The 14536-nt window shown below is 55.2% G+C and carries 15 protein-coding genes; 11 read left to right on the top strand and 4 right to left on the bottom strand.

The window, feature by feature from the left end; all coding sequences use genetic code 11:
- Positions 1–2: 2 nt before the first annotated feature.
- A complete protein-coding gene (locus W822_RS38045; protein WP_024005948.1) occupies positions 3–980 on the bottom strand; it encodes a Bug family tripartite tricarboxylate transporter substrate binding protein in 978 nt (325 codons plus the stop codon).
- 102 nt (positions 981–1082) lie between these two features.
- On the opposite strand from W822_RS38045, the gene W822_RS38040 reads away from it, so the two are divergent.
- The 5 genes from W822_RS38040 (at position 1083) to W822_RS38015 (ending at position 6138) form a co-directional block, all read left to right on the top strand.
- A complete protein-coding gene (locus W822_RS38040) occupies positions 1083–2054 on the top strand; it encodes a LysR family transcriptional regulator (protein ID WP_024005947.1) in 972 nt (323 codons plus the stop codon).
- Positions 2055–2306: 252 nt separating this feature from the next.
- A complete protein-coding gene (gene tadA / locus W822_RS38030; protein ID WP_024005945.1) occupies positions 2307–2783 on the top strand; it encodes a tRNA adenosine(34) deaminase TadA in 477 nt (158 codons plus the stop codon).
- Positions 2780–3823 (top strand): LD-carboxypeptidase, encoded by a 1044-nt coding sequence (locus W822_RS38025; protein WP_024005944.1) that lies wholly within the window; start codon positions 2780–2782, stop codon positions 3821–3823. The genes tadA and W822_RS38025 overlap by 4 nt, the downstream gene beginning before the upstream one ends.
- A 107-nt stretch (positions 3824–3930) precedes the next feature.
- The gene (locus W822_RS38020; RefSeq protein WP_024005943.1) at positions 3931–5532 is read left to right on the top strand and encodes an ABC-F family ATPase; all 1602 of its coding nucleotides are present in this window, start codon (positions 3931–3933) and stop codon (positions 5530–5532) included.
- 21 nt (positions 5533–5553) lie between these two features.
- Positions 5554–6138 carry an IMPACT family protein gene (locus tag W822_RS38015; protein ID WP_024005942.1) on the top strand — a complete coding sequence of 195 codons (585 nt, stop codon included), beginning with the start codon at positions 5554–5556 and terminating at the stop codon, positions 6136–6138.
- Between the two features lie 75 nt (positions 6139–6213).
- Here W822_RS38015 and trxA read toward each other — a convergent pair whose 3' ends face one another.
- Positions 6214–6597: a thioredoxin gene (gene trxA, locus W822_RS38010; protein WP_024005941.1), complete on the bottom strand. Its 384-nt coding sequence runs from the start codon at positions 6595–6597 to the stop codon at positions 6214–6216.
- Positions 6598–6862: 265 nt separating this feature from the next.
- Entirely contained in the window at positions 6863–8152 is a 1290-nt protein-coding gene (locus W822_RS38005) for an NCS2 family permease (protein ID WP_024005940.1), read from the bottom strand.
- 228 nt (positions 8153–8380) lie between these two features.
- On the opposite strand from W822_RS38005, the gene tsaD reads away from it, so the two are divergent.
- Positions 8381–9415 (top strand): tRNA (adenosine(37)-N6)-threonylcarbamoyltransferase complex transferase subunit TsaD, encoded by a 1035-nt coding sequence (gene tsaD, locus W822_RS38000; RefSeq protein WP_024005939.1) that lies wholly within the window; start codon positions 8381–8383, stop codon positions 9413–9415.
- 17 nt (positions 9416–9432) lie between these two features.
- Here the strand turns inward: tsaD and plsY are convergent, their stop codons facing one another.
- Positions 9433–10068, bottom strand: coding sequence for a glycerol-3-phosphate 1-O-acyltransferase PlsY (gene plsY, locus W822_RS37995; protein WP_024005938.1), 636 nt, complete (start codon positions 10066–10068; stop codon positions 9433–9435).
- 122 nt (positions 10069–10190) lie between these two features.
- Between plsY and surE the strand changes: the two genes are divergently transcribed.
- The 5 genes from surE (at position 10191) to W822_RS37970 (ending at position 14351) form a co-directional block, all read left to right on the top strand.
- Positions 10191–10946 (top strand): 5'/3'-nucleotidase SurE, encoded by a 756-nt coding sequence (gene surE / locus W822_RS37990; protein WP_031243019.1) that lies wholly within the window; start codon positions 10191–10193, stop codon positions 10944–10946.
- A 157-nt stretch (positions 10947–11103) separates the two neighbouring features.
- The gene (locus tag W822_RS37985; RefSeq protein ID WP_031243018.1) at positions 11104–11784 is read left to right on the top strand and encodes a protein-L-isoaspartate(D-aspartate) O-methyltransferase; all 681 of its coding nucleotides are present in this window, start codon (positions 11104–11106) and stop codon (positions 11782–11784) included.
- 76 nt (positions 11785–11860) lie between these two features.
- A complete protein-coding gene (locus tag W822_RS37980; RefSeq protein ID WP_301280278.1) occupies positions 11861–12619 on the top strand; it encodes a peptidoglycan DD-metalloendopeptidase family protein in 759 nt (252 codons plus the stop codon).
- 39 nt (positions 12620–12658) lie between these two features.
- Positions 12659–13432, top strand: coding sequence for a 3'-5' exonuclease (locus W822_RS37975; RefSeq protein WP_024005934.1), 774 nt, complete (start codon positions 12659–12661; stop codon positions 13430–13432).
- 184 nt (positions 13433–13616) lie between these two features.
- Positions 13617–14351 (top strand): Spy/CpxP family protein refolding chaperone, encoded by a 735-nt coding sequence (locus W822_RS37970; protein WP_024005933.1) that lies wholly within the window; start codon positions 13617–13619, stop codon positions 14349–14351.
- The last annotated feature ends 185 nt before the right edge of the window (positions 14352–14536 follow it).

Genomic DNA, 14536 nt, shown 5'->3' with positions numbered 1-14536 from the left:
AGTCAGCCCGCTGTGACGCCGGCCAGTTTGATGATGTCGACCCACTTGCGATATTCGCTGCGAATGAATTCGGCGTGCGCTTGCGGACTTGCACTATGGGCGACACTGATGCCGCCGGCCTCGAACTCACGTCTGACCTTGTCGTCCTTGAGGGCCTTGACTGTTGCACCATATAGCGTGTTGATTGCGGGTTTAGGTGTATCGAGTGGAAACCAGAAACCGAACCAGAATTCCTGTACGGCCAAGTCACTGTTCAACACGCTTTGCAGCGTCGGAACGCCGGGCAGTTCCGCCACGGGCTGACTGCTGGTGACCGCCAGAGCGCGCAATTTGCCGCCTTTGACTTGAGGAATGGCCGTTCCCGCAATGGTGAAAGCGAATTCAGTGTCCCCCCGAAAGAGTGACAGGGGGATTTCGACCGAACCCTTGAATGGAATGTGTTTGGCGTCGGCCTTCAGCAGCGACACAAAGGTGGCCCCACCCAGGTGCGCCGCCGAGCCGATGCCTCCGGAACCGTAATTCATTTTCCCGGGTGCAGCCCGCAGCGCGGAGATCAGATCCTGCACGGTCTGGTAGGGCGAGGTTGCCGATACGACTAGTACGCTGGGAGAAGTACCAATAAGCGTAACCGGCGCGAAGTCATTGATTGGGTCAAACTTCAGCTTGGGTTGCAAGATCTTCTGAATCAAATGGGAATTGGAACCCAGTAAAGCCGTGTAGCCATCTGCTGTGGCATGTGCGGCATACTGGGCGGCCAGCACGCCGCCGGCCCCCACCTTGTTTTCGACGACCAGCGGCTGGCCAAGTGTGGCCGCCAGGGCGGGGCCGAATTGGCGCATCATGATGTCCGGTCCGCCGCCTGCAGGGTAGGGGACAATCACGCGTACAGCCCTGGTGGGCCAGTTATCGGCAGCCTGGGCAGCGGATTTGAACATCAGGCCGGCACCCAGCATGCCAAGACAGAAATCTCGACGTTGCATTTTGTCTTCTCCTTGTAATGTAGATGCAGCATAGAGCATTGCAGTGAATAGAAAAAGTGATATATTTTCATATAGTGATAACTATCTTTTTGATCTCTTTGCATGCACGCCGTAATCGAGCCAGACCCCCTCCTGCCTGACCACCTTATCAGCCGATTGCGCTTTCGCCATTTGCGTCTGTTGATGCAAGTGCAGAGCAAAGGCAGTCTGCGGGCGGCTGCACAGGCCCTTAACCTGACGCAGCCGGCACTAAGCAAAGCTCTGACCGAAATCGAGAGCGCATTCGGCTTTGCACTATTCGCACGTTCTGCGCGTGGCCTCACGCCCACAAAGCAGGGCGAGGTAGTGCTGCGCGGCGCTGCCCGACTGCTTGAAGAACTTACGCATCTGAGGGCTGAAGCGGTCACGGCCGAGCGCTTTCCCGTTACGATTCGCATCGGCGCGCCGCCTTTCGTGGCGCAAACCTATCTACCCGAGGTCATTGCAGCATTAGTCAGACAGCAGCCGCCGGTGCGCGTCCGGTTACTGGAAGAAAGGGTACCGGCGTTGATTGAGGCCCTGCAGCGGGGCGAACTGGATGCGCTTGTCACGACCTTTCCGCTACAAATGCTGGACGCTGACATCAATGCCTTCAAATACGTCCGGTTGTTCGAGGTACAGTTTGCCGTGATTGCCTCTTCCGACAACCCCCTGGTCCGTTCACCCCGGGTCGATTGGACACGCCTGGCGCAGCAGCCCTGGGTCATGCCGCCCGAGGGGGCCATGGGGCGCAAATTGCTGGAAGAGTGCTTTACCCATGCAGGCGTGCCGGTGCCTTTGCCGATCATCGAGTCGACCAGCCCGACGACCAGTGTCCAATTCGTTGCTGCCGGTCTGGGTGTGGGGATTGTTCCGGACCTCGCACTGCTGCAGCATACGCATGTACAGGCCGGGGTCATCCGGCCGGTGCGCGTCGTCCCCGAGCCGCCGTCCAGTGTCGTGGCCCTGATTTATCGAGAAGGGGCAATCAATCCCCGGGTTGATCTGCTGAAAAGGGCGCTGTCGCTGCCTGGAGATCACTCGGCAGTTATATGATTTTTGCCCTTGCCCTTGCCCTTGCCCTTGCCCTTGTCATTACTATTGCTGTTGCTGTTGCTGTTGCTGTTGCTGTTGCTGTTGCTGTTGCCAATAGCGTGCCATCGCCATGGTCGTTATCGCCTCGCAATACCCCAAAAACAGCGCCCGGGCGCAATTGCCTTTGCAGAAAATCAATATTTTATTCAAGTGTGATGCATACCCGGATAAAATAGCAGCATTTCAATCAGGGCGATACATGCCCGAACACACATGCATATCACCGAACTGAATCACGCCAGGTTCATGGCCCTGGCGCTGGAGCAGGCCCGCATGGCCTATGAGCTTGGCGAGGTGCCTGTTGGCGCCGTCGCAGTGGATTCGCTCGGGACCGTACTCGGAAAAGGGTACAATAGAACGATTACGGACAGCGACCCCACGGCTCATGCCGAAATTATCGCCTTGCGTCAGTGCGCGGTTGCCCAGGACAACTATCGGCTGCCTGGTATTACGTTGTACGTCACTTTGGAGCCCTGCATCATGTGCATGGGTGCTATCACGCATGCACGGGTCAGCAGTGTGGTTTACGGCGCAGCAGACCCGAAAACCGGTGCTTGTGGCAGTATAATTGCCGTACAGGATAACAAACAGATCAACCATCACACCCTCGTCGTCTCGGGAGTGTTGAAGAACGAATGCGGCCAATTGCTGCGCCGTTTTTTTCAGGAACGCAGGAAACCGTCATCATGAGCAATGCTTCTTCCAGTGGTAAAAAGGAAAGTATTCAGGAACAGTTGAACGATGCGCAGATATTGTTCGACGAGGCAGACGATGTGGCGTATCAGCCAACCCGCTATTTGAATAAACTGAATGTTTACGGGCTGTCTCCTTCCGGCTATGTGCAGGATGAAGATGTCCTGAAGCGGGCTGTCAAAAATCTGAAAAAATCGGGTGTCAAAGTGACGGTCGACAAGGCTGCGCTGCATCAGGACATGCGGTTTGGCGGTGCCGATGAAGACCGGGTCGCGGCAATTGCGCGCGCAGCCAAACATGCAAGCGGCATTGTGATGCCTACGCGTGGCGGCTATGGCCTGAGCCGAATCCTGCACCGCATAGACTGGAAGCTGCTGGAGCGTCACCCAAAACGTTACGTGGGATTCAGCGACTTTACCGCGTTCAATCTGGCGCTGCTGGCCAAAACCGGCATGAGCAGTTATACCGGCCCCAATCTGCTGGACTTTGGCAAGAATACGGTTGATGAGCTGACCTATGATATTTTTCTGGAAGTCATGCACGGTGAGCTGGAGATTCTGAGTTTTGAATCCGAAGGATCAGACGCGGTTGACACCCGCGGCACGCTGTGGGGCGGCAATCTGGCCATGATTGCATCGCTGGTGGGAACACCTTTTCTGCCGAAAATCAAGAACGGCATTCTGTTCCTGGAAGATGTAGGCGAATATCCCTTCAGGGTGGAGCGCATGCTCACGCAATTGTTGCATGCGGGCGTGCTGGCACGTCAAAAGGCGATTGTCCTGGGGCACTTTACTGAATACAAGCTCAGTGCGCAGGATAAAGGCTTTGATATGCCCGAAGTGGTGCGCTGGTTGCGGGCCAACACCGGTTTGCCCGTGGTCAGCGGTCTGCCCTACGGGCATGGAGATGTTCGTGTTACGCTACCCATTGGCAAAAAAGTGGGTTTGGCTACTGAAGCTGACATGGCCTATCTGGTGATTGATGATCATCATCACCATGATCATGACCACCACGGCCACGATCATTCGCATAAATAAATTTGCGTTGCCGCAAGACGGCGCATCCAGTATACGACCAACGCGTTCTGCTGTCATGAACGCGTTTGGCATTTTTTATAACCCTATTTAAGGCATCAAATACCGTCGTGATTTCTACCGCTAATCTAACCATTCAGTTCGGCCCCAAACCTCTTTTCGAAAACGTCAGTGTCAAATTCGGCGGTGGCAACCGTTACGGTTTGATCGGTGCGAACGGCTCCGGCAAATCCACCTTTATGAAAATCATCGGTGGCGATCTGGAGGCCTCTTCAGGCAACGTTGCGCTGGATCCGGGTGTGCGACTGGGTAAGTTGCGTCAGGACCAGTTCGCCTTTGAAGATATGCGGGTGCTGGATGTGGTCATGATGGGTCACACGGAAATGTGGCAGGCCATGCATGAACGCGATGCCATTTACGCCAATCTGGAAGCAACTGACGACGATTATATGCGGGCTGCCGAACTGGAAGCCAAATTTGCCGAGTACGACGGATACACCGCTGAAGCCAGGGCAGGCGAACTGCTGCTGGGCCTGGACATCCCGGTAGAGCAGCATAATTTGCCCATGCGCGAAATTGCGCCCGGCTGGAAACTGCGTGTCCTGCTGGCGCAGGCACTGTTTTCCAATCCCGATGTACTGCTGCTGGACGAACCAACCAATAACCTGGACATCAATACTATTCGCTGGCTTGAAGGCGTGCTCAACGGGTATCAGAGCACCATGATTATCATTAGTCACGACCGGCACTTTCTGAATCAGGTATGTACGCATATGGCCGACCTGGACTATGGTGAAATCCGCCTCTATCCGGGCAATTATGACGACTATATGCTGGCGTCCACCCAGGCGCGTGAGCGGCTGGTGTCCAACAATGCCAAAGCCAAGGAACGTGTTGCCGAATTGCAGGACTTCGTGCGCCGGTTCGCCGCCAATAAGTCCAAATCGCGCCAGGCCACCTCGCGTCTGAAGCAGATTGACCGCATCAAGGCCGATACTGTCGAGGTCAAACCATCCTCGCGCCAGAATCCGTATATCCGTTTCGAGCAGAACAAACCGCTGCATCGTCTTGCCGTGACTATGGAAAAAGTCAGCAAAGCCTATGACAGGCCAGTCATCAGCAATTTTTCAGCCATGGTCGAAGCCGGTCAGAAAATTGCCATCATCGGCGCCAACGGGGTGGGTAAAACGACCTTGCTGCGCCTGTTCGCCGAAGATCTGGCGCCCGATGCCGGGTCGGTGAAATGGTCAGAGAATGCCGATATGGGCTATATGCCGCAAGACGTATCCGAGGATTTCAAAAAGCACGTCAACGTGTTTGACTGGATGGGCGAACACCGCAAGCCCGGCGACGAAGATCAGGCCATTCGTTCGGTACTGGGTCGTTTGCTGTTCTCTGCGGACGATATTGTCAAGGATGTTCCCGTGTTGTCCGGCGGTGAAAAAAACCGTATGACCTTTGGTCGGCTGATGCTCGGGCGGCATAATGTGTTGCTGATGGATGAACCGACCAATCACCTGGATATGGAATCCATTGAGTCGCTGCAATTTGCCCTGGAAAAATTTGGCGGTACGCTCATTTTTGTCTCGCATGACCGGGAATTTGTTTCGGGCCTGGCAACACGGATCATAGAAATCATGCCCGACGGTACGCTGAATGACTATCATGGCAGTTACGATGATTACCTGAGTTCCCGGGGAATTGAAGAATAAGGACGCTGTTTCATGGCCGATTTGCTGTCTACCCTGACGGCCGCGTGCAGTTTTGAAGAAGAAATCAAGAAAAGCCGTTTCATCGCGCACGCCGCGCCGATAGAAAGTGCGGAGGCTGCGCTGGCTTTCTTTGCGTCCAAAGGCGACCGGGATGCCACGCATAACTGCTGGGCCTATAAAATCACTGACGGTTATCGCTTCAATGACGATGGGGAACCGGGCGGCACGGCAGGCAGGCCCATTTTGCAGGCGATTGAAGGTAAGGGGCTGACCGGTGTGGCCGTATTGGTGATTCGCTATTTTGGCGGCGTTAAATTGGGGACCGGGGGGCTGATCCGGGCCTATGGCGGTTGCGCCGCCAAGTGCCTGGATGCTGCGCCGAAAACGGTGATCGTGCCGTCACGTACGGTGTATTGCACATGCAATTATTCGGACGTCGAGCGGGTCAAGGTCAGACTGCTTCAGGCGGGCGCCTCGATCGTTGACGAGGACTTCGGGGCCGAGGGAGTCACGTGGACCCTGGATGTACCGGTCAGTCAGCTGGCAGTTGTGCAGCAAGTGTATACCGACCAGACAAAAGGAAAGGGACAGTGGACTGTCCCTTGATCTGATACTTTGGCGCTGTTCTGCCAGGCAATGAGCCACCGCCGCGGCGGTGGCCAGTGTCCGAGACAGACGTTATCAGGCGTTTTCTTCGGCAGCTTTGGCTTCCGCAGTCGCGATTTCCTGGTGCACTTTTTCCATGTCAACCGCCTGAACTTTTTCCAGCAATTCGTCCAGCTGTCCGGGGCTCAGCGCTCCCGCTTGAGAAAACAGCATGACGCGTTCACGGAATACCATCAGTGTCGGGATGGAACGAATACCCAGCGCACCGGCCAATTCCTGCTGTTCCTCGGTGTTCACTTTGGCAAATTCAATGCCTGGGTGACTTTCCGCAGCTTTTTCAAAAGTCGGCGCAAATTGTTTGCATGGACCGCACCAGGGAGCCCAGAAATCGATAATCAGGGTGTTGTCTTCCTTGATTGCCTGCTGGAAGGTGTCTTTGGTCAATTCGGTAATGGGCATAATTCTTTCTCCAGGTAAAGTTGCGGGCTGTGTTCTATTGAATATAGGGACGACAACCGCAAATGACTAGTTGAATATTTTTATTGACTTCATTATGAATGCCTATCGCCAATAAGTGTAATTCAATTGTTAACGATATAAACCTGAACGTAAAAACCACAAGCGAGCGCTTGCGGTTGAGGTCATGCGTTTGATTTATATGCGCCTCTTGAGAAAAGCACCGCTGCCGATAAGCGAAGCAGCGGCGCCCGGGGCGGAACCGGCACTATTCGAGCGCGAACCGCAGCACGAACAGGAGGGCGACAATAAACGTTGCGATATGAATATCGCGAAAACGACCGGTAAATGCCTTGATCAGAACGTAGCTGATAAAACCGAATGCAATGCCTTCAGCAATCGAATAGGTAAATGGCATCATGATAGCCGTCAGCGCAGCAGGAATGGCATTCGTAATATCGTTCCATTCTACCTCAACCAGTTCACGCATCATGAGCCCGGCCACATAAAGCAGGGCAGGGGCAGTGGCGTAGGATGGCACGACGCTCGCTAGCGGTGCAAAGAACAGGCACAGCAGGAACAGAACGCCGACCACCAGCGCAGTCAGTCCGGTGCGACCGCCAGCCTGCACGCCTGCTGCGCTTTCTGCGAATGCGGTCGTGCTGCTGGTGCCCAGCGCGGAACCGGCCAGAATGGCAGTACTGTCTGCAAACAGCGCGCGGCCAAGCCGGTTGGGCTTGCCTTCGGGCAGCAAATTGGCTCGCCGGGCAACACCAATCAGGGTTCCCGTGGCATCAAAGATTTCAACCAGTACGAAGACAAGAATAATATGCAGGAAGCCCTGGTTCAATACCCCGGCAATATCCAGTTGCATAAAAGTCGGCGCCATGCTCGGTGGTGTCGACACAATACTGTGAATCGGCGCGCTATAGCCCAACAGGGCGGATAATAGGGTAACAGCCAGAATGCCGATCAGAATCGCGCCTTTAATGCGCAGCGCATCCAGGCAGACGATAATAAAGAACCCCAGCACGGCCAGCAATACGGTGGGCGATTTGAGGTCGCCCTGCGCCACTAGCGTCGCCTGATTACCAACCACAATACCCGCAGATTTAAGCGCAATCAGCGCAAGGAACAGCCCAATACCGGCAACAATGGCAGAGCGCAGGGATTTGGGGATGCCTTCGATCAGCCATTTGCGTATGCCGGTGGCGGACAGAATCAGAAAGATGATGCCCGAAACAAAAACGGCGCCAAGCGCCTGTTGCCACGAATAGCCCATGGCGCCTACCACGCCGAAGGCAAAGAAGGCATTGAGCCCCATGCCCGGGGCCATCCCGATAGGCCAGTTGGCCAGAAAGGCCATGATCAGACATCCCAGCGCGGCGGCCAGGCACGTCGCGACAAATACGGCACCTTTGTCCATGCCCGTGGTTCCCAGAATATCGGGATTCACGAAAACGATGTATGACATTGTCAGGAAGGTGGTCAGACCGGCAAGAATCTCCGTACGGGTATTCGTGCCGTGCTCCCTGAGTTTGAACAGTGATTCCAGCATGGACATAACTCCTAAATTTCAGATACGTGTGTACAATTGCAACTTTAGCGTATTCTTTACGACTATTGACGTGCGCACATACTGCGGGATTGGCAAAAGACCCATAACGCCGTCAGATCGTCTTTAATCTGCAACATCTTTTCTATACGGCAGGTTTGTCCACTATCTCGCCGACCCGACGGTCCGGCCGGCATGAGCGCAGACAACGTGGCATCCTGTCAGGTATTTATGAACATTCTCGGTATTGAAAGCTCCTGTGATGAAACCGGTGTCGCGCTGGTCAGTACGGAATCAGGCCTGTTGGCACATGCCCTGCACAGCCAGATTGCCATGCATCAGGCCTATGGCGGCGTCGTACCCGAACTGGCGTCGCGCGACCACATCCGGCGTGTGCTGCCGCTGACGCGGGAAGTCTTGCGGCATGCTAACCTCACCCTAAAGGATATCGACGCCGTAGCTTATACCGCCGGTCCCGGCCTGGCGGGCGCGCTGCTGGTGGGGGCCTCAGTGGCCCGGTCACTGGCCTGGAGTCTGAATGTGCCGACCATTCCCGTACATCATCTGGAAGGCCATTTGCTGTCGCCCATGCTGGCAGACGCGGTTCCTGCGTTTCCTTATGTGGCCCTGCTTGTTTCAGGCGGGCATACGCAATTGATGAATGTAAAGTCCATCGGAGAGTATGAGCTTCTGGGCGAAACGCTGGACGATGCTGCAGGCGAAGCGTTTGATAAATCGGCCAAACTCATGGGCTTGCCCTATCCGGGTGGACCTGCGCTGGCGGCACTGGCTGAGAAGGGCGATCCGAACGCGTTTGATCTGCCTCGACCCATGATGCACAGCGGTGACCTGGATTTCAGTTTTTCAGGCCTGAAAACGGCGGTGCTGACCACCTTGCGTAAACTGGAGCAGCAAGGACCGTTGACAGAAAAACAGCGCCAGGACCTTGCAGCGTCGGTGCAAAATGCGATTGTGGAAGTGCTGGGCCGCAAGGCGATCAAGGCTGTGACGGCAAGTGGCAGCAACCGGCTTGTCGTCGCCGGCGGGGTGGGGGCCAACCGTCAGCTGCGCGCCTATCTGACACAGCAAATGCAGCGGCGTGGCGGAGAAGTGTTTTTTCCGCCGCTGGCCTTATGTACCGACAACGGCGCTATGATTGCCCATGCCGCTGCAGAACGGATCAAGGCGGGTCTGCTGGATAAAATACGCCGCCCCAATGAGGCCGCAGTTCACCCTCGTTGGGATCTGGCCGACATCAGCCTCTGAAGGGGCGATACGCGCCTTCAGGATTTTTGCTTTTGGCCGATGCGCGACTCGGTGCCGGCCAGCAGGTTGGCAATATTTTTTTTGTGCTTGATGATCAATACCACCGCCAGAAAGCAGATGGCCAGGAACCACGGCAGTGAAAACGGCCAGACCAGCTGTCCACCCAGATAATAATAAAAGGGGGCAAAAACGGCGGCCACGAGTGCGGCCAGAGACGAATACCTGAAAAAGACAGCGACAATGACCCAGGTCGCTACGGTCGCCAGCGCCAGCCAGGGCTGCAGTGCAAGCAGTACGCCCACTGCGGTGGCCACACCTTTACCACCCTTGAATTTGAGAAAACATGAATAGATGTGGCCAAGAAACACTGCTACGGCCACCCCTGCAATAGCTTCGTCTGTCAGTCCCAGGTCCGGGGCCAGCATGCGCGCCAGAAATACCGCCAGCCAGCCCTTGAAGGCATCGCCCACCAGGGTAAGCAAGGCCGCTTTCTTATTGCCGGTACGCAGCATATTGGTGGCGCCCGGGTTGCCCGAACCAAAAGTGCGGGGATCCTCCAGGCCGAACAGACGGCTGGATAGCATGGCAAAGGAGACCGAACCAATCAGGTAAGCAGCAATCAGGGCAAGAAGGGTGTTCATCGTTGTCATCATCATTATCGGAATCCCACGATTATATACAGTTCCCGTTTCGTATTGCCGAACCGAATATCGGATGCCGCGTATCGGTTGATCCATGTACAATACAGGGGGAATAATGTCTGGTTGCGATTTGAATGAAACGAATACTGGTATCGAATGATGATGGTTACAATGCCGAGGGCGTGCAGGCTCTGGCCCAGGCTTTGCGCGGCATCGCCGAGGTCACGGTCGTGGCGCCCGAAGTCAACCACAGCGGTGCCTCCAACTCACTCACCCTGAATCGTCCATTGTCAGTACGGCGCACGGCTGCCGGAGACTACTACCTGAATGGAACGCCGTCCGATTGCGTACACGTCGCGCTGACCGGTTTGCTGGATTTCCGACCGGATCTGGTGGTCTCGGGCATCAATAACGGCGCCAACCTTGGAGAAGATACCCTGTATTCGGGCACGGTTGCCGCCGCTACCGAAGGATTTCTTTTCGGCATCCCCTCTATCGCCTTCTCCCTGACAGAAAAAAACTGGCCTGAACTGGAAGCGGCGACCAAAATTGCAGTGGATATCGTCAAGCATCAATTGGCCAATCCATTTCCGGCACCTGTGCTTCTCAGCGTGAATATTCCGCCGCGGCCCGAGCATCTCTGGAGCTCGCTACGGGTCACCCGCCTGGGCAGGCGCCATCCTTCCCAGCCTGTGGTCAAAAGCAGCAACCCGGCCGGTGAGCCGATCTACTGGATTGGCATGGTGGGAGAAGTGGCTGATTTTGGCGACGACACGGATTTCGGTGCGACCAGCCAGGGGCTCATCTCGATCACGCCCCTGCAACTGGACCTGACACACTATAAGCAGTTGAATCAGGCACGCAGCTGGGTGGAGTTGAGCAATGCGTAAACCGCCTTTTGCACCAGCTTCCTCCGCCGGAAATGTAAATGATGTTAACGAAAGCCGGACACGGCTGTCTTTTCCATCCAACAAAATTAAAATTACCCCAACCAATAGCAACACCCGGATCATTGTTGCCGGGCATGCTGGCAGGCCCGCTTCGGCCATGCCTGCCAGCGATACGTCAAGGGGCGGACAGAATATCGGTTTGAATTCGGAACGTTTGCGCGGACTGATGATCGAGCGGTTGCGGCAGAAGGGCATCACCGACGAGCGGGTGCTCGATGCCATGCGCGCCGTTCCTCGGCACGTATTTATCGACCAGGGGCTGGCGAGCCGAGCCTATGACGATGCGGCCCTGCCCATTGGCTTTTCGCAAACCATTTCCCAACCCTGGGCGGTATCACGGATGCTGGCGGCGGTGGCCGAGAACCGCAATCCGCAGAAAGTGCTGGAAATCGGCACCGGATGCGGCTATCAGGCAGCCGTAATGGCGGCCATGTGTCGTGAAGTGTATACAATCGAACGTATCAAGGCATTGTATGAAATGGCCCGGAGTACATTGCGTGAACTCAAATTGGTTTCGCGGGTGCGCCTGGTCCACGGCGATGGCATGCTGGGTATGCCGTCGGTCGCACCGTTCGATGCCATCATTATTGCCGCGGCAGGCTTGCAGATTCCAACCGCCTTGCTGCACCAGCTGGATATAGGAGCCCGCCTGATTGCGCCCGAAGGTTCGAATCAGCAGAAACTGGTGCTGATCGAACGAACCGGTCCAAACAGCTGGGATCGTAAGGAACTTGAACCTGTGCGCTTTGTACCATTGCGTTCAGGCATACAATTGTGACAGGAGAAAATACCCGTTTCGCGTACATACTGCGCTTCCATTGAACAGGTAGGTAAAACATATGCAGATTCATTCCATGATGAAAAGAAAATCCCCCGTTTTAATTGGATCCCTGGTCCTGGCAATCGCTCTGGCCGGTTGTGGAACCTCTTCACGCGCGCCAGTGTCCGAGCTTGGTTCGGGTCGCGCGGGAAGCAGTGCGCCAGCGGGACCGGGTGAATATATTGTCAAGCGTGGTGATACGCTTTACAAAATTTCGCGCGCCAATAACGTCAGTGTGTCCCAGCTGATGTCCATGAATAATCTGTCTTCTCCTGCGCTTGAAGTGGGACAGCGCCTGCGTGTCGCGGCCGGCGGCTCGTCTGCCTCTTCCGGCTCAGCCAGCACCGACTCCAACGTAGCGGGCAGTGCCACACCAGGCGCAGCTGCCGGCGCGTCTCTTGATGCAACACCGGCAAGCGATGCGACATCCGTGTCCTGGGGCTGGCCTGTGGCTTCTACGAAAATCATTACACCGTTCTCATCAAGCACCCGTGGCATTGATATCGAAGGCAAGCTGGGCGATTCGGTCTCCGCTGCGGCTGCCGGCACGGTCTCCTATGTAGGCAATGGCTTGCGCGGATTGGGTAATTTGATCCTGATTTCCCACAGCAACGGTTTTATCTCCGCCTATGCTCACAACAGCAAGCTGCTGGTTAAAAACGGGCAAAAAGTCACCAAAGGCCAAAAGATCGCAGAGGTAGGCCAGTCAGATACGTCATCGCCACGGCTGCATTTTGAGATCCGCAGGCGTGGTCAACCGGTCAATCCGCTGTCCTACCTGCCACGCCGCTAATATAGATAGTCGGCACGATTTGACGGCAGAAACGTATTCATGACTCCCACGCTTGTATTTGATCTCGAAACCATTCCAGATGCCCACGGCCTGCGGGCGTTGAACGGCTGGGACGACAGCCTGTCCGACGCTCAAGTGATCGAACAGGCAAGGGCGCTGCGCATCGAACAAACCGGCAATGATTTTTTCCCGCTGCATTTACAGAAAATTGCCGTCATCGGTTGTGTCTTTCGCGACGACAATGGCTTTCGGGTGCGTACGCTTGGTGAAGCGGGTGATGACGAAGCGGTGCTCATTGCCGGATTTTTCAAAACCATTGAGCGTTACACCCCCAGACTGATCAGCTGGAATGGCTCGGGCTTTGATCTGCCGGTTTTGCATTACCGTTGTCTGATCCATGGGCTGTCTGCACCGCGTTACTGGGATATGGGTGAAGATGATCGAGAATTCAAGTACAACAATTACATCAGCCGCTATCACAACCGTCATATCGATCTGATGGATCTGCTGGCCAAGTTCAACGGCCGCGCCAATGCACCCCTGGACCAATTGGCCAAACTTTGCGGCTTTCCGGGCAAGCTGGGAATGGACGGCAGTCAGGTATGGGATGCCTGGCGCGATGGACAGGCGGACGAAGTACGCGCCTACTGTGAAACCGATGTCGTCAATACCTGGCTGGTTTATTGCCGTTTTCGCCTCATGAAAGGCGAACTCGATAAAACAGCGTATGATGAAGAAGTGGCGCTTGTGCGCAGCAGTCTGAGTGCACTGAACAAGCCACACTGGCAGGAATATCTGGCTGCCTGGGGCTGACCCGCCGGAATGCCCGGCACCCCCTGGCCTTGATCGATTAAGGCCGATATGCCGAGCGTGATGCGTCACCAACAACACGCAAGCAGGAAACGCACTGAAAGATTTCAGCATTATTTAGAAACACACTTGTAATAGCTTCTCGCTCAGAATGATGTCACTGACAGACTAATCAAGGAGTATAAAAATGGCTGTTCATTTCTCAGGTTCTTTTTTTGTAAAATCCCTTCTGGCCAGTGCGTTGTCTGCTGCCGTTGCAACGAGCGCAATGGCTCAGTCCGTCAAACCCGAAACGGAATCCAATCCGATTAGTCCTTCGGTGCAGATTGAAAACAATTCGGCCGGCAAGATGGAACATCATCGCATTGGCGACGGCAAACCTCATCATACCGGCAAACACCATAAGGGAGATCACAAACGTGGTCACCACCGCATGGGTAAGATGCATCATGCCGCGATCGTCATTCCTGGTCTGGGTGGCGGCAGCCAGAAACTTGTCGACGAGCTGAAATTGACCGACGAGCAGAAAGCCACACTCAAAACCATTCAGGATGAACAGAAAGCCGCCCGCGAGCCTAATCGTGAAGCGTTCCGCCAGTATCAGGAAGAACGTCGCAAACAGCTGGATTCGGGCAATATCGATCCCAAAGCCCTGCTGGCTGCCCAAAAGGACATGCGCGACGGTTTTGAGAAGAAACATGCAGATGAGGAAACCAAATGGCTTGGCCTTTGGGATACCTTCAACGCTGATCAGAAAGCCACTGTCGTGAAATACTTCAAGGAGCGCTCAGCCAAGTGGGAAGAGCACCGCAAGCAGTTCGAAGAAAAACGCGCCGCGATGAAAGCAGCGGAAAAAACCGACTCGGCTGCAACACCAGCTGCCGACGACAAGCCTGCAGCAGAAGCACCCACCAAACAGTAAGCACAGGCGCGGTTGTGGTCTGTCTTTCGGGAAGTGAGACAGGTTGCAACGGCGATTGCGCCACTGCGACAAGCCCGTCAGTATGTGCTGACGGGCTTTTTTTTCCCTGACGGGCAGGTAGATGACCGGGCAGCTATAGCGAAAGTGGCTGGTTCCATGACAATTGTTTTGCAATGTTGCGTTTT

Source organism: Advenella kashmirensis W13003 (assembly GCF_000506985.1).
GTDB classification, from domain to species: domain Bacteria; phylum Pseudomonadota; class Gammaproteobacteria; order Burkholderiales; family Burkholderiaceae_B; genus Advenella; species Advenella kashmirensis_A.
This window is presented reverse-complemented; position numbering and strand designations above follow the sequence as displayed.

What these genes read in the sequence shown, in the direction of transcription:
- W822_RS37985 (WP_031243018.1), top strand. Translation starts at nt 11,104, where the DNA reads ATGCCTGCCAGCGATACGTCAAGGGGCGGACAGAATATCGGTTTGAAT.
- W822_RS38040 (WP_024005947.1), top strand. Translation starts at nt 1,083, where the DNA reads ATGCACGCCGTAATCGAGCCAGACCCCCTCCTGCCTGACCACCTTATC.
- trxA (WP_024005941.1), bottom strand. Translation starts at nt 6,597, where the DNA reads ATGCCCATTACCGAATTGACCAAAGACACCTTCCAGCAGGCAATCAAG.
- W822_RS38045 (WP_024005948.1), bottom strand. Translation starts at nt 980, where the DNA reads ATGCAACGTCGAGATTTCTGTCTTGGCATGCTGGGTGCCGGCCTGATG.
- W822_RS38005 (WP_024005940.1), bottom strand. Translation starts at nt 8,152, where the DNA reads ATGCTGGAATCACTGTTCAAACTCAGGGAGCACGGCACGAATACCCGT.
- W822_RS37980 (WP_301280278.1), top strand. Translation starts at nt 11,861, where the DNA reads ATGATGAAAAGAAAATCCCCCGTTTTAATTGGATCCCTGGTCCTGGCA.
- plsY (WP_024005938.1), bottom strand. Translation starts at nt 10,068, where the DNA reads ATGATGACAACGATGAACACCCTTCTTGCCCTGATTGCTGCTTACCTG.
- W822_RS37970 (WP_024005933.1), top strand. Translation starts at nt 13,617, where the DNA reads ATGGCTGTTCATTTCTCAGGTTCTTTTTTTGTAAAATCCCTTCTGGCC.
- W822_RS38025 (WP_024005944.1), top strand. Translation starts at nt 2,780, where the DNA reads ATGAGCAATGCTTCTTCCAGTGGTAAAAAGGAAAGTATTCAGGAACAG.
- tsaD (WP_024005939.1), top strand. Translation starts at nt 8,381, where the DNA reads ATGAACATTCTCGGTATTGAAAGCTCCTGTGATGAAACCGGTGTCGCG.
- surE (WP_031243019.1), top strand. Translation starts at nt 10,191, where the DNA reads ATGAAACGAATACTGGTATCGAATGATGATGGTTACAATGCCGAGGGC.
- W822_RS37975 (WP_024005934.1), top strand. Translation starts at nt 12,659, where the DNA reads ATGACTCCCACGCTTGTATTTGATCTCGAAACCATTCCAGATGCCCAC.
- tadA (WP_024005945.1), top strand. Translation starts at nt 2,307, where the DNA reads ATGCATATCACCGAACTGAATCACGCCAGGTTCATGGCCCTGGCGCTG.